General features: G+C 60.9%; 14 protein-coding genes. 4 read left to right on the top strand and 10 right to left on the bottom strand.

The annotated features are described in order from the left end of the window. Window positions 1-5: 5 nt before the first annotated feature. From ispU to rpsB, 6 genes are all read right to left on the bottom strand, one after another. Window positions 6-764, bottom strand: a complete 759-nt coding sequence (gene ispU, locus M6G53_RS16410; RefSeq protein WP_253333007.1) for a (2E,6E)-farnesyl-diphosphate-specific ditrans,polycis-undecaprenyl-diphosphate synthase — start codon at window positions 762-764, stop codon at window positions 6-8. Between the two features lie 279 nt (window positions 765-1,043). After that, window positions 1,044-2,240, bottom strand: coding sequence for a 1-deoxy-D-xylulose-5-phosphate reductoisomerase (gene ispC / locus M6G53_RS16405; RefSeq protein WP_253333005.1), 1,197 nt, complete (start codon window positions 2,238-2,240; stop codon window positions 1,044-1,046). 157 nt (window positions 2,241-2,397) lie between these two features. Further along, entirely contained in the window at window positions 2,398-2,955 is a 558-nt protein-coding gene (frr, locus tag M6G53_RS16400) for a ribosome recycling factor (protein ID WP_004931943.1), read from the bottom strand. A 118-nt stretch (window positions 2,956-3,073) separates the two neighbouring features. Beyond that, window positions 3,074-3,799 carry a UMP kinase gene (pyrH, locus tag M6G53_RS16395; RefSeq protein WP_004931940.1) on the bottom strand — a complete coding sequence of 242 codons (726 nt, stop codon included), beginning with the start codon at window positions 3,797-3,799 and terminating at the stop codon, window positions 3,074-3,076. A 151-nt stretch (window positions 3,800-3,950) separates the two neighbouring features. Then, window positions 3,951-4,802, bottom strand: a complete 852-nt coding sequence (gene tsf, locus M6G53_RS16390; RefSeq protein WP_033644872.1) for a translation elongation factor Ts — start codon at window positions 4,800-4,802, stop codon at window positions 3,951-3,953. 129 nt (window positions 4,803-4,931) lie between these two features. Continuing rightward, window positions 4,932-5,657 (bottom strand): 30S ribosomal protein S2, encoded by a 726-nt coding sequence (rpsB, locus tag M6G53_RS16385; protein ID WP_004931937.1) that lies wholly within the window; start codon window positions 5,655-5,657, stop codon window positions 4,932-4,934. 345 nt (window positions 5,658-6,002) lie between these two features. Between rpsB and map the strand changes: the two genes are divergently transcribed. The 4 genes from map to M6G53_RS16365 all read left to right on the top strand — a co-directional run bounded on the left by map (window position 6,003) and on the right by M6G53_RS16365 (window position 10,920). Beyond that, window positions 6,003-6,797 carry a type I methionyl aminopeptidase gene (gene map / locus M6G53_RS16380; RefSeq protein ID WP_004931936.1) on the top strand — a complete coding sequence of 265 codons (795 nt, stop codon included), beginning with the start codon at window positions 6,003-6,005 and terminating at the stop codon, window positions 6,795-6,797. 73 nt (window positions 6,798-6,870) lie between these two features. Next, window positions 6,871-9,534 carry a bifunctional uridylyltransferase/uridylyl-removing protein GlnD gene (gene glnD, locus M6G53_RS16375; RefSeq protein WP_253333003.1) on the top strand — a complete coding sequence of 888 codons (2,664 nt, stop codon included), beginning with the start codon at window positions 6,871-6,873 and terminating at the stop codon, window positions 9,532-9,534. Window positions 9,535-9,576: 42 nt separating this feature from the next. Further along, window positions 9,577-10,401, top strand: coding sequence for a 2,3,4,5-tetrahydropyridine-2,6-dicarboxylate N-succinyltransferase (gene dapD, locus M6G53_RS16370; protein ID WP_004931932.1), 825 nt, complete (start codon window positions 9,577-9,579; stop codon window positions 10,399-10,401). Window positions 10,402-10,530: 129 nt separating this feature from the next. Further along, window positions 10,531-10,920 (top strand): DUF3461 family protein, encoded by a 390-nt coding sequence (locus M6G53_RS16365; protein WP_004931929.1) that lies wholly within the window; start codon window positions 10,531-10,533, stop codon window positions 10,918-10,920. A gap of 57 nt (window positions 10,921-10,977) precedes the next feature. On the opposite strand, the gene M6G53_RS16360 is transcribed toward M6G53_RS16365, so the two are convergent. The 4 genes from M6G53_RS16360 to M6G53_RS16345 are packed head-to-tail and all read right to left on the bottom strand — an operon-like array spanning window position 10,978 to window position 20,667. Then, window positions 10,978-11,430, bottom strand: coding sequence for a flavodoxin (locus tag M6G53_RS16360; RefSeq protein ID WP_047729983.1), 453 nt, complete (start codon window positions 11,428-11,430; stop codon window positions 10,978-10,980). A 32-nt stretch (window positions 11,431-11,462) separates the two neighbouring features. After that, window positions 11,463-12,233, bottom strand: a complete 771-nt coding sequence (truC, locus tag M6G53_RS16355; protein ID WP_253333001.1) for a tRNA pseudouridine(65) synthase TruC — start codon at window positions 12,231-12,233, stop codon at window positions 11,463-11,465. A 60-nt stretch (window positions 12,234-12,293) separates the two neighbouring features. Continuing rightward, window positions 12,294-14,642, bottom strand: coding sequence for a penicillin-binding protein 1C (gene pbpC / locus M6G53_RS16350; RefSeq protein ID WP_253332999.1), 2,349 nt, complete (start codon window positions 14,640-14,642; stop codon window positions 12,294-12,296). A 49-nt stretch (window positions 14,643-14,691) separates the two neighbouring features. Then, window positions 14,692-20,667, bottom strand: coding sequence for an alpha-2-macroglobulin (locus M6G53_RS16345; protein WP_253332997.1), 5,976 nt, complete (start codon window positions 20,665-20,667; stop codon window positions 14,692-14,694). Between the last annotated feature and the right edge of the window lie 70 nt (window positions 20,668-20,737).

Genomic DNA, 20,737 nt, shown 5'->3' with positions numbered 1-20,737 from the left:
TCTCCCTAGGACGCATCGGCGCCGATAGGTGTTGTTCCCCCGAAGCGGCGCTCACGTTGTGCAAATGCATTCAGCGCACCTTCAAAGACAAGTTCATCGAAATCAGGCCAGAGTACATCAGTAAAGTAAAGTTCAGCATAGGCGATTTGCCACAGCAGGAAGTTACTGATGCGATGCTCGCCACCGGTGCGGATAACCAGATCCACCGGCGCCAGGTCGCTCATGCAAACCCGATCGCTCAATAATTCTTCGCTGATCTGATCCGGGTGCAACTCCCCTACCCGTATCTGTTCGGCCAGCTCCCTTACTCCCTGAATGATATCCCAACGGCCGCCGTAGTTGGCAGCGATATTGAGCGTCAGGCCATCGTTATTTTCCGTCAGGGCTTCAGAGCGGCGGATCCGCTCCTGCAAACGCGAACTGAATCGGCTGATATCGCCGATCACCCGCAACCTGACGTTATGTTTATGCAGGCTTTTTACTTCACTATCCAGGGCGCGGACAAAAAGCTCCATCAGTGCGGAGACTTCCTGCACCGGACGGTTCCAGTTTTCGCTGCTGAAGGCATAAAGCGTGAGTGCATCTAAATGGTGGCTGGCGGCAAAACTGACCGCGCGGCGAACCGATTTCACCCCTGCTTTATGACCGAAGACACGTAACTTGCCCTGACGTTTGGCCCAGCGTCCGTTACCGTCCATGATAATGGCGACATGGCGCGGCCCCGGGAAAGATGGATTAGCCTCTTGTTGGTTTGCGGACGACATAACTCGTACTTATTTCCTCAATAGAAATATAACTGCCTTTCCGGAACATCAGGCCCTTACGCGCAAAAAAAGCCGTGTGCCCGACACGGCTTTCAGCCTGCCCGCGCGATGCCCGGCACAGCCAGGTCTCGCCATTGGCGCACGAAGCGCCAATCGGGCCATAATTCAACGGTATAACCGCTGACAGGTGGCGCAGACTATACCACCTCAGCAGGGCATGAACAAACGGCCCCGCTGCGGCACGCGCGAATTACGAGCAAAATCGGATAATCGCCGTGCTCAGCCGCACAGTGCACGAACCCCTGCCTCGGCGGCAGCCCGCGCCTGGCGGTCAATGTCTAAGACCGCTTCGATGCAGGTCGGTTCCTGTAGCGCGAGGCGCTCGAGGACCCGGCGGTTGACCGCAGCGATATCGGTAAAGCGAATCTGCTGCTGCAAAAATGCCGCCACGGCGACTTCGTTGGCCGCGTTCAGCGCGGTAGTCGCCGCCTGGCCGGCATCGAACGCTTCGATCGCCAAATACAGGCAAGGATAACGCTCGCGCTCCGGTTCGGCGAAGGTCAGTGAACCGATGCGGCAGAAGTCCAGCGCTGCCACGCCAGAGTTCACGCGCTGCGGATACGCCATCGCATGAGCGATCGGCGTGCGCATATCCGGCGTGCCCAGCTGCGCCAGCACGCTGCCGTCGGCATAGCGCACCATCGAGTGAATCACCGACTGCGGGTGCAGGATCACTTCCATTTGCTCGGCCGAGGCGTTAAACAGCCAGCGGGCCTCAATGTATTCCAGACCTTTGTTCATCATGGTGGCGGAATCCACCGAGATCTTGCGCCCCATCGACCAGTTCGGATGGGCACAGGCTTGATCCGGCGTCATCGCAGCAAACTGTTCCAACGGCGTGGTGCGGAACGGGCCGCCGGAACCGGTAAGCACGATGCGCGAAACACCATGACTGTCCAGTGAAGAGTATCCCAACTGACGTTGAATACTCTCAGGCAAACTCTGAAAAATCGCATTGTGCTCGCTGTCGAGCGGCAGCAGCTGCGCCTGGCTTTGCCGCACCGCGTCCATAAACAAACGGCCGCAGGTGACCAGCGACTCTTTGTTGGCCAGCAGCACCTGCTTGCCTGCGCGGATCGCCGCCAGCGTCGGCAGCAGCCCTGCCGCGCCGACGATCGCCGCCGTCACTTGATCGACGTCAGCCAACGCCGCCAGTTCGCAGGCCGCTTGTTCCCCGGCCAATACCTCGGTAGCGACGCCGTTTTCCGCCAGAATGGTGCGGAGTTCGCGCGCGGCGCTTTCCTCCGCCATTGCCGCAAAGGCGGGCCGGAATTCCAGGCATTGCTGCGCCATGACCGCGACGTTGCGGCCGGCCACCAGCGCTTTGATCGCAAAACGGTCGGGATTCGCCCTGACCACGGCCAGGGTGCTGGTCCCTACCGAGCCGGTCGAGCCAAGAATGGTCAGTTGCTTCATGAGTTCACTCTGAATAACTGTCTGATGAGATCGGAGGTGCTCCAGTGTGGAACCTTGGACACCGCTTGTCCATGATCTTTCAGTACGATGAAACGGGATCTGCGCCACAAAAAACAAAGCGCCGCCCAGGCGACGCTTTTTTTCTGCGCGATGCTGATTAGAAATCCATCAGCTCTTTTTCTTTCTCTGCCAGCGCGGCATCGACCAGTTTGATGTAAGCGTCGGTCATTTTCTGAATCTCGTCTTGTGAACGACGTTCTTCGTCTTCGCTGATCTCTTTGTCTTTCAGCAGCGCCTTGACCTTGTCGTTGGCGTCGCGGCGCACGTTACGGACCGCTACGCGGCCCTGCTCGGCTTCGCCGCGCACGATCTTGATCAGATCCTTACGGCGTTCTTCGGTCAGTGGAGGCAGCGGAACGCGAATGTCGGAACCGGCGGAAGACGGGTTGAGGCCCAGATCGGAGCTCATGATCGCTTTCTCAACGGCCTGGCTCAGGCTGCGGTCGAACACGTTGATTTTCAGCGTGCGGGAGTCTTCCACGGTCACGTTGGCCAGCTGGCGCAGCGGCGTAGCGGCACCGTAGTATTCCACCATGATGCCGTCCAGAATGCTTGGAGAAGCGCGGCCGGTGCGGATCTTGCTGATTTGGTTTTTGAATGCTTCTACGCTTTTTTCCATGCGTGAATCAGCATCTTTTCTGATTTCATTAGTCACGTTGCAAACCCTTGGAAGCTGGTTACTTGGCAGGCGATACTCAAGTATAGCCCGTAATCGTACTCGGAAAACGCGCGGCGCCCGGCGCCGCACGCTCCGCAAATGGGTGCGAACAGCCTTATTTGCTGATCAGCGTACCTTCGTTTTCACCCATCACCACGCGGCGCAGCGCGCCAGGCTTGTTCATGTTGAACACGCGGATCGGCAAGCCGTGATCGCGGGCCAGCGTAAACGCCGCCAGGTCCATCACTTTCAGCTCGCGCTCCAGCACGTCCTGATAGGTTAATTGTTCATACAGCGTCGCATCCGGGTTTTTCACCGGATCGGCGGAGTATACGCCATCCACTTTGGTGGCTTTCAGCACCACGTCCGCTTCGATCTCGATACCGCGCAGGCAAGCGGCGGAATCGGTGGTGAAGAACGGGTTGCCGGTACCGGCGGAGAAGATCACCACGCGGTTGTTGCGCAGCAGGCTGATCGCCTCTGCCCAGCTGTAATTGTCACACACGCCGTTCAGCGGGATCGCCGACATCAGGCGGGCGTTCACATAGGCACGGTGCAGTGCATCACGCATAGCCAGGCCGTTCATCACGGTAGCCAGCATTCCCATGTGGTCGCCCACTACGCGGTTCATGCCGGCCTGCGCCAGGCCCGCGCCGCGGAACAGGTTCCCGCCGCCAATAACTACACCGACCTGAATTCCCAATTCGACCAGCTCTTTCACTTCCTGAGCCATGCGATCCAAAACGCTGGCGTCGATACCAAAACCTTCTGCACCTTGCAGGGCTTCGCCACTCAGTTTAAGCAGAATACGCTGATATACGGGTTTTGCATTGGTTGCCATGGTGTTCTGTCCTAAGAAGCAGTATTAGTATTGGGGGTTTCAGCCGATGAAACGCGCCTGAGGTGAGGAGTATCACGCCGCAGGGCCTGCCACCGGTGTAATTCTGGCTGGATAGTATGGAACCGCCAGACGGCGGTTCCATCGACAGTCATTAAGACTGTTTGCTCATCGCGGCAACTTCAGCAGCGAAGTCGGTTTCGACTTTCTCGATGCCTTCGCCCACTTCGAAGCGAATGAAGTTGGTCACGTCAGCGTTGTGCTCTTTCAGCACCTGAGCAACGGATTTGCTCGGATCCATAACGAAAGGCTGACCGGTCAGAGAAACTTCGCCGGTGAATTTCTTCATGCGGCCTTCAACCATTTTCTCTGCGATTTCTTTCGGCTTGCCGGACTGCATGGCGATGTCCAGCTGAACCTGGTACTCTTTTTCTACCACTTCAGCAGACACGTCTTCTGGCTTCACGAACTCTGGCTTGCTTGCCGCAATGTGCATTGCGATTTGCTTGACCAGCTCTTCGTCAGCGCCTTTAGCCGCAACCAGAACGCCGATACGCGCGCCGTGCAGGTAGCTGCCCAGCACGTCGCCTTCCAGGGAAGCAACGCGACGAATGTTGATGTTTTCGCCGATTTTTGCCACCAGCGCTACGCGCTCTTCTTCGAACTGCGCTTTCAGCACGTCAACGTCAGTGATTTTGCCGGCCATAGCGGCATCCAGCACTTTGTCGGCGAATGCCTGGAAACCGGCGTCTTTCGCTACGAAGTCAGTCTGGCAGTTAACTTCCAGGATGATGCCGTAGTTGCCTTCGATCTTGGTTTTGATCACGCCGTCAGCAGCCACGTTACCTGCTTTTTTAGCGGCTTTGATCGCACCGGACTTACGCATGTTTTCGATTGCCAGCTCGATGTCGCCGTTGGATTCAACCAGCGCCTTCTTGCAATCCATCATGCCTGCGCCGGTACGCTCGCGCAGTTCTTTTACCAGGGCAGCGGTAATATCAGCCATTTATTTTTCCTCGGTTATCTCGCGTAGAGACAGTTCTCATTCAGATAAGCAAAGGGGGCCTTTACAGGCCCCCCTAACCAACATATGTCAATACCTGGTTAATAAGGGCTCAGTGACGAGCTTGCCTTATTATTCAGCTTCTACGAAGCCTTCTTCCGCCTGAACGGCCAGATCTTGAGAACGACCTTCACGCACAGCGGCAGCAACGGCAGTCAGGTACAGGTTTACTGCACGGATTGCGTCGTCGTTACCAGGGATGATGAAGTCAACGCCGTCTGGGTTGGAGTTGGTATCAACGATAGAGAATACCGGGATACCCAGGTTGTTGGCTTCTTTGATCGCGATGTGCTCGTGATCGGCATCGATAACGAACAGTGCGTCTGGCAGACCGCCCATATCTTTGATACCGCCCAGGGAGTTTTCCAGCTTGGCCAGTTCACGAGTGCGCATCAGCGCTTCTTTCTTGGTCAGCTTGTCCAGGGTGCCGTCTTGAGACTGGATTTCCAGATCTTTCAAACGCTTGATGGACTGACGAACGGTTTTCCAGTTAGTCAGCATGCCACCCAACCAGCGGTGGTTCACGAAGAACTGGTCACAGCTGTTGGCAGCGTCTTTTACCGCTTCGCTTGCTGCGCGCTTGGTACCCACGAACAGGATCTTGCCTTTACGGGAAGAGATCTTGGTCAGTTCAGCCAGAGCGGCGTTGAACATAGGTACGGTCTGCTCCAGGTTGATGATGTGAACCTTGTTACGAGCGCCGAAGATGAAAGGCTTCATTTTCGGGTTCCAGTAACGGGTCTGGTGACCGAAGTGAACACCAGCCTTGAGCATGTCGCGCATGGAAACAGTTGCCATGATTAAACCTCTATAGATTAATTGGGGTTATGCCTCCACGTATCCCATAACGCCGACCCTGGCGGCGACAAGTCACCTCAGGGCACCCCGGCGGATGTGCCGATACGTGTGTGTTATTTACACAAAATGAGTGCAGTTAAAGTATTTTCGGCCAATTTCCGCCAGGTCACAAGAACCAAGTCGCGGATCGCCGGCGCGCTTTATACCATAAACCCGCCGTAGACACCAACTTTTGTTGCCTGGCGCCGGACGTCGGGAAATGAAATTTGGCAGCCCCCGGCCGGGCTGATACCATAAGTCACTGCTTCTTATTGTCGACGATAACGACACCTGCGGACGAATTTCATGGCAATCTCAATTAAAACACCTGATGACATCCAAAAAATGCGCGTGGCCGGCCGCCTGGCCGCCGAAGTGCTGGAGATCATCGAGCCGCACGTCAAACCTGGCGTGACCACCGGCGAGCTGGACCGTATCTGTCACGAGTACATCACCAACGAACAGCAGGCCATCTCCGCCTGCCTCGGCTACCACGGCTTCCCGAAATCCGTGTGCATTTCGGTGAACGAAGTGGTGTGCCACGGCATCCCGAGCGACGACAAAACGCTGAAAGACGGCGACATCGTCAATATCGACGTGACCGTCATTAAAGACGGCTTCCACGGCGACACCTCGAAGATGTTTATCGTCGGCAAACCGACCATCCTGGGCGAGCGCCTGTGCCGCGTCACTCAGGAAAGCCTGTACCTGGCGCTGAAGATGGTCAAACCGGGTATCCGCCTGCGCACCCTGGGCAAGGCTATCCAGCAGTTCGTCGAGGCCGAGAAGTTCTCCGTGGTGCGCGAGTACTGCGGCCACGGCATCGGCGAAGTGTTCCACGAAGAGCCGCAGGTGCTGCACTATGACGCCGATGACGGCGGCGTGGTGCTGCAGGCGGGCATGGCTTTTACCATCGAGCCGATGGTCAACGCCGGCGACTACCGCATCCGCACCATGAAAGACGGCTGGACGGTAAAAACCAAAGATCGCAGCTTGTCGGCGCAGTATGAGCATACTATTGTGGTCACTGATAACGGCTGCGAGATAATGACGTTGCGCAAGGATGACACCATCCCCAACATCATTACGCACGAGATGTAAGCACCGCGGCGAACGCTGCGTGCAGAATATCACCAGGCCGGCTTTTGCCGGCCTTTTTTATGGGCTGCGCACTATGTCTGACAATCTCCTTCAACAAGCGGCCCCGGCCGTGCCGATGCCGCCCGCCTCCCCCAGCACCTACGGCAACGACGAGCTCACCTGTCCGGTGCTGAAACAGCGGCTGGAGCAGTTCCACCTGTGGCTGGCGGCGGCGTTCGACGCCGGTGCCAGCGCCGAAAGCCTGGTGGCGGCGCGCAGCGACTTCATCGATCGCCTGCTGCGCCGGCTGTGGACCTTCTACGGCTTCGAAGATATCCCGGAAACCGCGCTGGTGGCGGTTGGCGGCTACGGCCGCGGCGAACTGCACCCGCTGTCGGACATCGACGTGCTGGTGCTCAGCCAGCGCCGGCTGACGGAGCAACAGTCGCAGCGGGTCGGCGAATTCATCACCCTGCTGTGGGATCTCAAGCTGGAAGTGGGCCACAGCGTGCGCACCCTGGAAGAATGTCTGCTGGAGGGCTTGGCGGATCTGACCGTGGCCACCAACCTGATCGAATCGCGCATGATCTGCGGCGACGTCGCGCTGTTCCTGCAGATGCAAAAACATATCTTCAGCGACGGCTTCTGGCCCTCGCCGCAGTTTTTCCACGCCAAGGTCAACGAACAGCAGGAGCGCCACCAGCGCTACCACGGCACCAGCTATAACCTGGAGCCGGATATCAAAAGCAGCCCTGGCGGCCTGCGCGACATCCACACCCTGCTGTGGGTGGCGCGCCGCCACTTCGGCGCCACCTCGCTGGACGAAATGGTCGGCTTCGGTTTCCTCACCCAGGCCGAGCGCAACGAGTTGAACGAGTGTCAGAGCTTCCTGTGGCGCATTCGCTTCGCGCTGCACCTGGTGCTGCCGCGTTACGACAACCGCCTGCTGTTCGATCGCCAGCTGAGCGTGGCGCAGCTGCTGCGCTATGAGGGCGAAGGCAACGAACCGGTCGAGCGCATGATGAAAGACTTTTACCGCATGACGCGGCGCGTCAGCGAGCTCAACCACATGCTGCTGCAGCTGTTCGACGAAGCCATCCTGGCGCTGGACGCCACCGAGAAGCCGCGCCCGCTGAACGACGATTTCCAGCTGCGCGGCGATCTGATCGATCTGCGCGACGAAACGCTGTTTATCCGCGAGCCGCAGGCCATCATGCGCATGTTCTACCTGATGGTGCGCAACCGCGAGATCAAGGGCATTTATTCCACCACCGTGCGCCAGTTGCGCCACGCGCGCCGCCATCTGAAACAGCCGCTGTGCACCATCCCGGAAGCGCGCGATCTGTTTATGGCCATTCTCCGCCACCCCGGCGCGGTGTCGCGCGCGCTGGTACCGATGCACCGTCACAGCGTGCTGTGGGCCTATATGCCGCAGTGGGGCAAGATCGTCGGGCAGATGCAGTTCGACCTGTTCCACGCCTATACCGTCGATGAACACACCATCCGCGTGCTGCAAAAGCTGGAGAGCTTCGCCGATGCGCAAACCCGGCCGCGCCATCCGCTGTGCGTGGAGCTGTACCCGCGCCTGCCGCATCCGGAACTGCTGCTGCTGGCGGCGCTGTTTCACGATATCGCCAAAGGGCGCGGCGGCGATCACTCGATCCTCGGCGCGGAAGACGTGGTGGAGTTCGCCGAGCTGCATGGCCTCAACTCGCGTGAAACCCAGCTGGTGGCCTGGCTGGTGCGCTGCCACCTGCTGATGTCGGTCACCGCGCAGCGCCGCGATATCCAGGATCCGACGGTGATCCAGCAGTTCAGCAGCGAAGTGCAGAGCGAAACTCGCCTGCGCTACCTGGTGTGCCTGACGGTGGCGGATATCTGCGCCACCAACGAAACCCTGTGGAACAGCTGGAAACAGAGCCTGTTGCGCGAGCTGTATTTCGCCACCGAGAAGCAGCTGCGTCGCGGCATGCAAAACAGCCCGGATCTGCGCGAACGCGTGCGCCACCATCGCCTGCAGGCGTTGGCGCTGCTGCGCATGGACAACATTGACGAAGAGGCGCTGCACCGCATCTGGAGCCGCTGCCGCGCCGACTATTTCCTGCGCCACTCGCCGAATCAGCTGGCCTGGCACGCTCGCCACCTGCTGGCCCACGACTCCACCCAGCCGCTGGTGCTGGTTAGCCGCCAGGCGACGCGCGGCGGCACCGAAATCTTCATCTGGAGCCCGGATCGCCCCTATCTGTTCGCCGCCGTCGCCGGCGAGATGGACCGCCGCAACCTGAGCGTGCACGATGCGCAGATCTTCACCAACCGCGACGGCATGGCGATGGACACCTTTATCGTGCTGGAGCCGGACGGCAGCCCGCTGGCGCAGGATCGCCACGCGGCGATCCGCCAGGCGCTGGTGCAGGCCATCACCCAGCGAGAGTACCAGCCGCCGCGCGTGCGCCGGCCGTCCTCCAAGCTGCGCCACTTCAGCGTGCCGACCGAAGTCACCTTCCTGCCGACCCATACCGACCGCCGCAGCTACCTGGAGCTGACCGCGCTCGACCAACCCGGCTTGCTGGCGCGAGTGGGCGAAGTGTTCGCCGATCTGGGGCTGTCGCTGCACGGCGCGCGCATTTCCACCATCGGCGAGCGGGTCGAGGATTTGTTTATCCTGGCCGACGGCGAGCGGCGCGCGCTCGATCAGGAAACGCGCAGAAAGTTGGAGCAACGGTTGACAGAGGCCCTCACCCCAAACGATAAAATGTGATACAAGTAACTTTTTACCGACAACATCAGGAAAGAGAACAGCATGCAGCAATTACAGAACGTTATTGAAAGCGCCTTCGAGCGCCGTGCGGACATCACCCCGGCGAACGTAGACACCGTAACGCGCGAAGCGGTAAACCAGGTGATCGGCCTGCTGGACAGCGGCGCCCTGCGCGTCGCCGAGAAGATCGACGGTCAATGGGTCACCCATCAGTGGCTGAAGAAAGCCGTGCTGCTCTCTTTCCGCATCAACGACAACAAGGTGATGGACGGCGCGGAAACCCGCTACTACGACAAGGTGCCGATGAAGTTCGCCGACTACGACGAAGCGCGCTTCCAGAAGGAAGGTTTCCGCGTCGTACCGCCGGCCACCGTGCGCCAGGGCGCGTTCATCGCGCGCAACACCGTGCTGATGCCGTCTTACGTTAACATCGGCGCCTACGTCGACGAAGGCACCATGGTCGACACCTGGGCCACCGTCGGTTCCTGCGCGCAGATCGGCAAAAACGTTCACCTGTCCGGCGGCGTTGGCATCGGCGGCGTGCTGGAGCCGCTGCAGGCCAACCCGACCATCATCGAAGACAACTGCTTCATCGGCGCGCGTTCCGAAGTGGTGGAAGGCGTGATCGTGGAAGAAGGTTCGGTGATTTCGATGGGCGTGTACCTCGGCCAGAGCACCCGCATCTATGACCGCGAAACCGGCGAAATCCATTACGGCCGCGTGCCGGCAGGTTCGGTGGTAGTTTCCGGCAACCTGCCGTCGAAAGACGGCTCTTACAGCCTGTACTGCGCGGTGATCGTCAAGAAGGTCGATGCCAAAACGCGCGGTAAAGTCGGCATTAATGAGTTATTGCGCACTATCGACTAAATTGAAATAGCGGGTGATTCACCCGCTATTTTTTTGTCTGCGTTTCGCTGGCAGTCACAGTCGCAGATCTCGCTTTCCGCCATAATCGCAGTCGTGGAATATAACGATCACCGCTAAAGAGGGCGCAGTATGTACGATAACTTGAAGAGTTTGGGCATCAATCAACCGGAAGACGTCGATCGCTATAGCCTGCGTCAAGAGGCCAACAACGACATCCTCAAGATCTATTTCCGCAAGGACAAGGGCGAGTTCTTCGCCAAGAGCGTGAAGTTCAAGTACCCGCGCCAGCGTAAAACCGTGGTGGCAGACAACGCCGGCCAGGGCTACAAGGAAATTCACGAGATCAACCCGAACCTGCGCTACGTGATCGACGAGTTGGATCAGCTGTGCCAGCGCGATCAGGTGGAAGTGGATCTGAAGCGTAAAATCCTCGACGACCTGCGCCATCTCGAAGGCGTGGTGTCGCACAAGATTGCCGAGATCGAAGCCGATCTGGAAAAACTCACCCGCGGCAAATAATGCGGATCGGTTGACCCGCATCATCGCCAAGGCGCCCTTACGCGGCGCCTTTTTACTTTACGATTGCAGCAGCGTGCCCCACTGCTCAACCCACGGGCAGGCGGCCACTTCCGGCTCCGGCTGTTCCATCGCATCGATCTCCAGCACTTCGCCAACGCGGGTGGCGCCCTGCTCTTGCAGCAGCGCGTCGAATGCGCGCCCGGCGCCGCAGAAGTTGTCATAGCTGCTGTCGCCGAGGGCGATCAGCCCATAGCGCAGCTCCGGCTGGTAGCCGACCCGATCGCGAATGGCGTGGAACAGCGGCGCGATGCTGTCCGGCAGATCGCCCTGCCCGGTGGTGGAGGTGATCACCAGCGCGTAGTGCTGACGATAAAACTGCCAGGCCTCCAGCGTGCCCTCTTCAAACAGTTTGACCTCATGGCCCTGCTCGCTGAGGATGTTTTGCGCTTCTTCCGCCACCAGCAGCGAATTGCCGTAGACCGTTCCCACGAAGATACCAACCTGAGCCATGCTCCTACTCCCTTCATTACCTTTAAAAATTGTCAGCTATCCTGACCGTTAGCCGCGCTAAACTCAACCCCGGCAAGTTCAGGGAATACCCCCGCCCAGCCGAACTGCGCCATCACCCCTTGCCAGTCTTCGTCCCAGCGCGCCGTCACCCGCAGCGGCTCGCCGGTTATCGGGTGCGTCAGTTGCAGATGGCTGGCGTGCAGCATCAGGCGCGGGCAGCCGAAATGCTGCGCCATACCGCGGTTTTGCCGCAGATCGCCGTGCTTGCTGTCGCCGATGATCGGGTGGCGAAGATGCGCCATGTGGCGCCGCAGCTGGTGCTTGCGGCCGGTTTCCGGCTGCAGCTCCACCAGGCTGTAACGCGCGCTGTCGTAGCGGCCGACGGCCACCGGCATCTCAACCTGCGCCAGCGGCCGGTAGTGCGTCACCGCCTGCTGCGGCCCCTTATCGGCATCGGCGTGTTTATCGGCGATTTTGTCCAGCTCCGCCGTCAGCGGGTAGTCGAGGGTCGCCCCCTCCTGCACGTAGCCGCGCACCACCGCATGGTAAGTTTTCTGCACCTGATGTTGCTCGAACTGCTGCGACAGCAGGCGCGCCACCTCGCTGGAGAGCGCCATCAGCAATACGCCGGAGGTCGGGCGATCGAGACGGTGCACGGTAAAGACGTGCTGCCCGAGCTGATCGCGCACCGTCTGCATCATAAAGCGAGTTTCATGACGGTCCAGCCAACTGCGGTGTACCAACCAGCCTGACGGCTTGTTCACCGCCACCAGGTGTTCATCCTGATACAAAATCTCAATCACATCGCTTTCCCAGGTAAATAGCCGTTTCGGGCGCGAGTATAACAGGCGTGCGGCTCAGCGCTAGTTCACCCATTCGATGGTCACCAGGCGCGTATCGGCGCGGCCGCGATCGTCCACCGCCCGAATGCGGTAGCGCCCGTTGTTGATCGGCCGCCAGTCGATCGGCTTTTTGCTGGCGCTGCTGCCGAGGTAGATGTCGTCGACGAACCAGTACACCGTCTTGCTGTCGGCGTCCGTCACCGCGTTGAAGGCGATTTTATCTCGCCCCTGCTGCGACTGGCGCAGGGTATAGGTGGTGTTTTTCAGCGGCGAAGTGATGCGCGGCGCGTTGCCGCCGACGGCGACGCCGTTGTCCTTGCAGCGATTGACCGGCGGCGTGCGTTTCGGCAGCCCGGCCTGGGCGAACACGTTGGCCAAATCGGAAGGCCAGAACTCAAAGATTTCGGTGCGGGTCTGCGCCGCGTCATACGGCGGGCAGACGACCTCGCCGCTGTGAATATCCAGCACCACCGGCCGATAGACGCTGTCGACCTTGATCGGCGACTTGCCGGGAATGAACCAGGTCTTGCCCTTCTGCTGGCACCACGGCGTGGGCAGATCGCCGCTGGCGAGACAAATCTCCACCCGCCGCAGCCGCTTGGGGAACGGGTGCTTCGGTTCCCGCAGGCCGGGGTAGCTGGCGTTGACGCTGTCGATGATATTGAAGAACAGCGGCGCTGCCGCCTCGGCGCCGACCAACGCATTGTTGCCGCGCCCGTCGAAGTTGCCCTCCCACACCACCAGCACGTAAGGGCCGAAAATCCCGACGCTCCAGGCGTCGCGAAAGCCCCAGGAGGTGCCGGTCTTCCAGTACACCGGCAGCGCAGAAGAACGCTGCGCCAGCGTATCGCCCGGCCGCCGATGCTGGCGCAGCATATCCAGCGTAATGAAGCTGGCCTCCTCGCTCAGCAGCCGCACCGGCGTCGATTCGGCCTCGTTCAGCCGCATGCGCAGCGGCCGCAGTTCGCCGCGATTCGCCAGCAGCGCATACAGCTTCGCCAATTCCTGCGCCGTCACTTCGCCGCCGCCCAGCACCAGCGACAGCCCGTAGTGGCTCTCATTGGCCATATTGGCCACGCCGGTCAGGCGTAAAAACTGATAAAAGGTCGGCTGGCGTAGCTGCGAGGCGACATACACCGCCGGAATGTTGCGGCTGAAATTCAGCGCATCAGTGGCGGTCACCGGGCCGAGAAAGCGCCGGTCGAAGTTTTCCGGCGCATAGGCGCCGAACGACGAAGGCACGTCTTTCAGGATGGTCATCGGATGCAACACGCCCTGCTCCATGCCCAGCGCGTAGATGAACGGCTTCAGCGTCGAACCCGGCGAGCGCTTGGCGTGGGTACCGTTCACCTGCCCCTGGATCGGCCGATTGTAATAGTCCGCCGATCCCACCAGCGCGCGCACCCCCATATCGCGGCTGTCCACCAGCAGCACCGCAGCGTTTTGGATGCCGCGGCTGCGGTTACGGGCGATAAACGCGTTGACCTGCCGCTCGACCAGCCGCTGCAACCCGGCGTCCAGCGTGGTGTCGACGCGCGTCTCGCGCTGCACCAGTTGCTGCGTCTGCAGGCGCAGCTGCTCGATAAAGTGCGGCGCAATATAGGGCACTTGCTCAGGCTGCCGCAGCGCCAGCGGCAGGCGGAACAGCGTTTGCTGGCTGGCGTCGGTGGGGTAAACCCGCTGCCAGCGCTGGAACAGACGGTTGCGCGCCTGCGTCAATGCAGCGCCGAGCACGCCGGTTTTCGGCTCCAGACGGTAGCTGGGCGACTGCGGCAACACCGCCAGCGTCAGCGCCTCCGGCAGGGTCAAATCCTTCGGCGACTTGGCGAAATAGATCAGGCTGGCGGCGCCGATGCTTTCGATGTTGCGGCCGTAGGGGGCGTAATTCAGGTAGGCCTCCAGGATATCGCGCTTGGAGTAGCTGAGTTCCAGCTGCACCGCACGCAGCACCTGCAGCAGTTTGCCGCCCGGCGTGCGGGTATTGAGGTGCCAGCGCATGCGCGCCAGCTGCATACTGATGGTCGATCCGCCCTGCATTTTGCCGCCGGCGACATAGCTGCGCCAGAAGCCGCGCATCAGGCTGACGGGGTTAAAGCCAGGGTTGTAATAGAACCAGCGATCTTCGTGCAGCAGCAACCCGCGCACCGCCAGCGGCGACACCTGCTCCAGCGGGGTCCACAGCCGGTAGCGGTCGTCGTTGGCCAACGTGATGCGCAGCAGCGCGCCGTGCCTGTCGTAATAGACGGAAGACTGCGGCAGCCCCTGCCACATGGGCGGGTGCGGCCACAGCCGGATCGCGGTCAGCAGCAGCGCCAGTAAAAACGCCGCCATCAAGCCGTTTTGCAGCACGCGCCCGGTCAGGATCTTCATACGTTCTCACCACCCCGGCGCCAGACGCTGGCCTGGCGCCGGATCCGGCCTAGTCGTTGCCCGCCGGCACCACCACCAGCTTGCCGCCGCCGGCCGACATGGCCTGTACTTCACGGTCGTACATGGCTTCGCCGTAGGCCGGTGGAACAATAAAGCTGCCGGTATTGGTGGCCTTGATCTGATAGACGAACTCCTGCACCTCGGTGCCGGCGCTGCCGTAGATAATCACCCGATCTTCACGGATATCGCTGTAATCCGGCGCCCAGGTGGAACCGGAGGCGGCCAGCGGCGACTGCCAACCGCCGCGATCGTCGCTCTCCTCGCCGGCATCGCTCGGTTCCGGCGGCGTCTGCTGCACCACTTCGAAGCCGCCCGGCAGCAGATCGACGATCGCCAGGTTGCTCTGCCCCTCTTTCGAGTTGGCGCGCACCTTCAGATGGACGTTGATCTTCTGCCCCAACGTCACCTGCGTCACCGGTTTGCCCTGCTCGTCGGTGTAATCGCGGACGATCTCAATCCCGCGCGACAGCGCTTTTTGCGGCGCATTCAGGTCGTAACCGGCCTGCGTCACCACATACCAGGCCGGCGCATTGCCGCCGTTGGTGAAGCGCACGGCGGTAGCATCGGCGTTGAACTGCCCCTGAACGAACAACCCCTGCAGCTCACTGATGCGCTGCGGCTCGCCGCCTGCCTTGCCTACCTGCGCGATGCCCAAGGCGCCCGCATTGGCGGATTGCGCCGCCACCTGGGCCGAATAGCTTTCCAGCGCCAGAATGCTCATCGCGGAGGAGTAGGTGGTGTAACGCTCTTCTTTCAGCGCCTTGACCATATTCTCCAGCACCTGCGGCGGGATCGACGCCACCTTCTCCGGGAAGTGACGGGTAATCAGATACAGCCGCGTCGCATCCTGCACCAGCGGGTCGAAATAGTTCTGCGTCCACCAGGCGCTGTCATACGCCTTGCTCAGCTGCTGCCAGCTCGGTTGCAGCAACGCGGCGGCTTCGTCGTCCATCTTCAACAGGCGGTAGGAAGACGCCAGATACAGCGCGCTCAGATCGGTTTTCCAGCCTTCGCCATAGCGTTTTTGCAGCGTATCCTGCACCGCCGCCAGCGAGTTGGTGGTCACTTCGCCCTGCAGCGTCAGCAGGTAAACCGCCCAGCTGCGCAGGCGCAGCAGATACAGATCGTCGAAACCGCTGGCCGCCAGCTCGCGCAATGCGCCGTTGGCCTCGTCCAGCATGCCTTCCGGCAGGGCGTAGCCCGCCGCTTTGACTTCGAGCAGATACTGCACCACATAAGGCGTGATGAAAGGATCGGCATCCGGCGACGAACGCCAGGCGCCGATCGCACCGCTGTCATTCTGGCGCGCGCGCAGCACGCCAAGCAGGTTGCGCAGCTGCTTGCTGACTTCCGCCTGGCTCAGGCTGCTTTTCATCTCTGGATGGCGGCTCTGCAGCATCAGCGGAATGGAGCGGCTGACAATCTGCTCGGAACAGTAATACGGATAATCCGCCAGGTATTGCGCCAGCCCGCTGGTCAGCACCAGCGGCGAATTCGACACCGCCGCCCGGCGCTGCGCGAAAGCGTCGAACATCTGGCGCAGGCCATCGACGTTCTGGCTGCTGCCGTTCATGCGCCCCATCACCGACTGGGTACGGTACGGCGCCGCCGGCCGCACCGAGGTGCTGACGGTGCGGCGGCTGGCCTGGTCACCGTAACGGGCGTCGAACACCAGCGGCGCATCGCCCAGCACGGCTTTGGCGCGCAGACGGAAGGCGATCACGCCTTCGCGTTTTTCCGCCAGCGTCAGGCTTTGCGTCGCGTTGCCCACCACCTCCAACTGCGGCGGCGGCGTCAACAGAACGTTGATGGCCACCGACTGGCCGTTCAGCCCTTCGAGGTTGTTGCTGACGCCCACGCTGACGTCGAACTCGTCGCCCGGCGCCACCATCGCCGGCACGTTCGGCGTCATGATGAAGTTGTCGCGCACCGTGGCGGCGGTTTGCGCCTTGCCGATTTTCTCCGGCGTCACTGAAATCGCCATCACGCGGATCTTGCCGTTGAAGTAGTCCGGCACCGGGTAGACGAACTGCTTCTCGCCGCTGACTTCGGTAATGCCGGACCAGTAGGCCACCGGCTTGTCGCGCTTGCGCTTGAACGGGTTGAGGTTGAGATCCAGCCCTTCGCCCGCATCGCCGCCCGGCGCCGCGGTCAGAGCCATCAGCTTGCTGAACTCCGGCAGGATCAGGTCGAGGATCTGCGAGCTGCTCACGTTCAGTTCACGCTTGCTGAAGAAGAACTCCAGCGGATCCTTCAGGCGGTAGCGCGCCACCTGCAGAATGCCCTCATCGACGGCAAACAGCGCCACCTGCTGCGGTGCGTCGGTCTTGACCGTCATCGTCAGGTTTTCACCCGGCTTGATGACTTCCGGCGCCGTCACCTCGAGGCTGTTTTGCCGCGCCTGGGTGCTGATCTTGAACGGCATCACGCCATAGCTCAGCGGGCTCATGAAGATTTCACTGGAGTTGATGTCGCGCACGAACTGCACGTTGATGTAGCCGTTGCCCTCCATGCCGGCCGGCACGCGGATCTTCTGCACCGAGCTGGTGGTATCGGTGTGGAACCACTGCCAGGCGTAAACCTTGTCCTTCTCAATGGTGATCAAGCCGCTGCCGGTATAAGGCGCGTTGATCGCCACCTCGATCTCCTCGCCCGGCTGATATTCCGCCTGGTTCAGTTTCAGCTTCAGTTCGGCGTTGCGATCCAGCGAACGGCTCAGGTTGGCGTTGCCGGCCACGCTGTAGGCGACGCGGTTGAGCGTTTTGCCCTGCGCATCTTCAATCACCAGCACGAAGTCGCCCGGCTTATCGGTCGCCAGCCGCAGATCCGCGCCCTGCTCGCTCAGCGCCAGCGGCTGTTCCGACAGCTGCACTTCCTTCATCTTCGACTGGTATTTGTAAACGCCCGAATCCTGTTTGGTCAGCACCGAGATGTATTTCTGCTCGATCAACACCTGCTTCAGGTTCGGCATGGCGATCTGCTGCAGATTCGGATCGATGGCGATCACGTTCAGATGCCGCTCCGCGTCGCGGTTGATGTAGCCCAGATCGCCGTCCGCCTTCACGCCGATCAGGTAATCGTAAGGCGAAACCAGCGTGCGGGCGGTAGCCGCCACCGAGCGCCCGCCGCCGGCGACGAACGCCTCCGACAGCAGCTGCAGCTGATAGGTGGCATCGGCGTAGGATTTCAGATCGAGCGGGATTTCGGCCGCGCCGTGCTCATCGGTGGTGCGATCTTCCAGCTCGGTTTCGAACCCGTCGCTGTTTTGCCGGTTTTCATAGAACGCATAATCCGGGAAGCGATCGAAGCTCGGATACATCGGCCGCAGCGTCAGTTTGGTGGTCACGCGGCGATCCTGCGCCGGGGTGCCGAACAGGTTCTGCACATCGATGCTGGCCTTCAGCTCGGACGGTTTGACCCAGCCTTGCTGGCGGTTCGGCGTCAGCGCCAGCTTCACTTTCAGCTGATCCGGCTCGAACTCCTTCACATTGACCGCGGTATGGCCGAGCAGCGTGGAGGTATCGTTGTTTTTGCCGATCAGATACAGATAGACGTTCCACTCGCCGGTGGGCGAGTTTTCATCGGTGGTATAGCTCAGCTCGTTGAAACCGCTGGCGCCCAGCGTCAGCGGCACGGTGGTCATCAGCTTGTCGCGCGGATCGCGGACTTCGGCACGCACCGGCACGCCGGCCAGGCCAACGCGCCAGTCGGCGGCGCGGGTGATCAGGCCAATATTGAAAGTATCCCCCGGTCGATAAACGCCGCGATCGGAGAACAGGTAGCTGCCGAGCGTGCGCGGATCGGTCGGCGTTTGTTCACCGGCGACGTCGAAGCGCGAGAAGTCCAGCCCGCGATCGTTAGCGCTGCCGGTCGGCAGGAAAGAGACATCCCCTTCCTTTTCCACCAGGAACATCACCGGCTGGCGCTCATTGGTGTACACGTCGAGCGCCGGGAAGCGCACATGGCCGTCGGCCCCGGTGGTTTGGCTGAGCAGCGTCACGCCGTTTTTGGCCACCACCGACACCTTGGCGCCGCTGACCGGCGCGCCGCTTTGAATCGACTGCACGAAGACGTCGCGCGTCTTATCCTGCGAGCTCTTGGCGACGATGCCCAGATCGGTCACCACCACAAAACGCGAATCGCCGACCTCGGGCTGATCATCCCCGGTGCTCTCGTCCGGTTCCTGTTCTGGTTCGGCGCCCGCCTCTTCCGCCGCCGGTTTCCGGTTCGGCTGCCATTCAGACAGCGTCAGCAGGAACACCCCGCGATGGGAACTGGCGTTAGTGGAGAGATAACGGGAGAGATCGATGCCCTGATAGTTCACTTCCCCCGGCCGCTCGTTGTTGAGCGCCGTCTGGTATTTGAAATGCTCAGTGAAATACTCGTCGTTGAGCCGGTTGAATTCCGTGGACGAGTATTCCCGGCTTTTGAAGGAGACGATGTGCTGCAGCTGGCTTGGGATCACCCGTTTAATATCCAGCCTCAGGCCCGCCACGTTGCGTGCCGCCACGCTGATCTGCTTGTCGCCGTTAACCGACAGCAGCGAGCCCTGCGACATGAACTGCAGCGATTTCGGAAACTCCGGCACGTCGACCACCCGGTAAACCTTCTTCGGCATTTTGTAACCGCCGACGGAGACCAGCTGGTTGTCTATTTCGAGCAGCACAAAGCGGTGCGCCGGGGCTTCAAAGCGGAAGCTGAACTGCGGTTGGTAGGCTTCTTCCGCCTCGTTGAGCGTCAGCGGCAATGGCGTCGCCTGCGCCAGCACATTCTTGCTGACGCTGTCGACCGTCCACTGATAGAAATCTTCGGCATCGTTGGCGGCCTCGGCATCGCTCGGATCGTGCTGCGGCAGCAGCCAGGCTTTGGTGGCCCGTGCCAGCTCTTTATCCTTCACCGCATCGCTGAAGCTGACCACCAGCGCACGCTGCCCTTGGCCGCCGTCGGTGTCCACGACCTGGGCGCTGGCGTCGCTCAGCGCCAGGCTGTACAGCGTCGGCACCTTGACCCAGTTGCTTTTCGCCTCGTCGACCGCATTGCCGGCCGCCGTCGATTTAACGCCCTTGCCGACGGTCAGATGCACCGCGCCGCCCTGATCCAGCGCCTGCAACGGCTCGGAATGCACCCAGGCATTCAGTTTTTTCTCGTCATAGACCAGAGAGAAGTTCAGCTTTTTCTCGGAGGACGTGCTGCCTTCCTTCAATCCCAGCGAAATCTGTTTTTCAAAGCTGGCGACGTCGACCGGCGCGTTGAACTGCAAATTGAAAATCGCGCTGCGTTTCTGCGCATCTTGCGGGTCGCGGTAGTACTCGGCCTGCCCCAGGCGGTAATCGAACGCAGGCACGCTGAAGGCATAGCGGGTTTTGGCCAGTTTGATCTGCGGCGCCAGCAAGGTGGCGGGCTCGAGGGTCACGTCATATTTCGCGCCCATCGGCAGCGGCTTTTTCGGCGTGAAGACCAGCGTCGACTCATTGAGCCACGCCCACTGCCCTTCGGCAGCCGGCTTGAGGGTGATACCGGCGCTCAGGGTTTTACCCACTGCGGCGATCGGCGCAACCGACCCGCTAAAGGCCAGGCTCACCGTTTGCGGCACCTGCCGGGCGGCGGCGTAATCTATCGGCGCGGGGTTGGCCAGCGATGCGCTGACCTCCTGAACCACCATCGGCGCAGGCTCAATGGGCTGGGGCCGGTTTTGCCACCAGTGCCAGCCGTAAAACGCGCCGCCCGCGGCGCCTGCCAGCAGCAACAGCCCCAAACCGATCGCTTTCGGGTGTTTATCCACGCCGTTTTCAAGCCGCAAAAAACCGCGCGGCAGCGCAGCCCACCAGGCCGGCGCGCGCCAGCTGAGGTTGCCGACCAGCGGTCTCAGCAACCGCCCCAACAGCGACAATCCCCCCGCCAGCAGACGGCAAACGCCCTTAACCAGGGTAAAAGGCAAACGCAGGATAAACCTTAATAAATCCATTATTGCAGCACCTCATCATCCTAATGCAGCCCCCGGTCAACCGCCGCGGTTCAACCGAGCCGAAAGACGC

The sequence above is a fragment of the Serratia nevei genome, assembly GCF_024160145.1.
GTDB lineage: Bacteria > Pseudomonadota > Gammaproteobacteria > Enterobacterales > Enterobacteriaceae > Serratia > Serratia nevei_A.
Note: the sequence above shows the minus strand (reverse complement) of the source record. Positions and strands in the feature narration are given on the sequence as shown.

Bases quoted from the DNA above. Each gene is read 5' to 3' on its own strand.
- M6G53_RS16365 (WP_004931929.1), top strand. From the start codon at position 10,531: ATGTACGATAACTTGAAGAGTTTGGGCATCAATCAACCGGAAGACGTC.
- M6G53_RS16345 (WP_253332997.1), bottom strand. From the start codon at position 20,667: ATGGATTTATTAAGGTTTATCCTGCGTTTGCCTTTTACCCTGGTTAAG.
- map (WP_004931936.1), top strand. From the start codon at position 6,003: ATGGCAATCTCAATTAAAACACCTGATGACATCCAAAAAATGCGCGTG.
- ispU (WP_253333007.1), bottom strand. From the start codon at position 764: ATGTCGTCCGCAAACCAACAAGAGGCTAATCCATCTTTCCCGGGGCCG.
- ispC (WP_253333005.1), bottom strand. From the start codon at position 2,240: ATGAAGCAACTGACCATTCTTGGCTCGACCGGCTCGGTAGGGACCAGC.
- M6G53_RS16360 (WP_047729983.1), bottom strand. From the start codon at position 11,430: ATGGCTCAGGTTGGTATCTTCGTGGGAACGGTCTACGGCAATTCGCTG.
- dapD (WP_004931932.1), top strand. From the start codon at position 9,577: ATGCAGCAATTACAGAACGTTATTGAAAGCGCCTTCGAGCGCCGTGCG.
- pbpC (WP_253332999.1), bottom strand. From the start codon at position 14,642: ATGAAGATCCTGACCGGGCGCGTGCTGCAAAACGGCTTGATGGCGGCG.
- rpsB (WP_004931937.1), bottom strand. From the start codon at position 5,657: ATGGCAACTGTTTCCATGCGCGACATGCTCAAGGCTGGTGTTCACTTC.
- glnD (WP_253333003.1), top strand. From the start codon at position 6,871: ATGTCTGACAATCTCCTTCAACAAGCGGCCCCGGCCGTGCCGATGCCG.
- tsf (WP_033644872.1), bottom strand. From the start codon at position 4,802: ATGGCTGATATTACCGCTGCCCTGGTAAAAGAACTGCGCGAGCGTACC.
- pyrH (WP_004931940.1), bottom strand. From the start codon at position 3,799: ATGGCAACCAATGCAAAACCCGTATATCAGCGTATTCTGCTTAAACTG.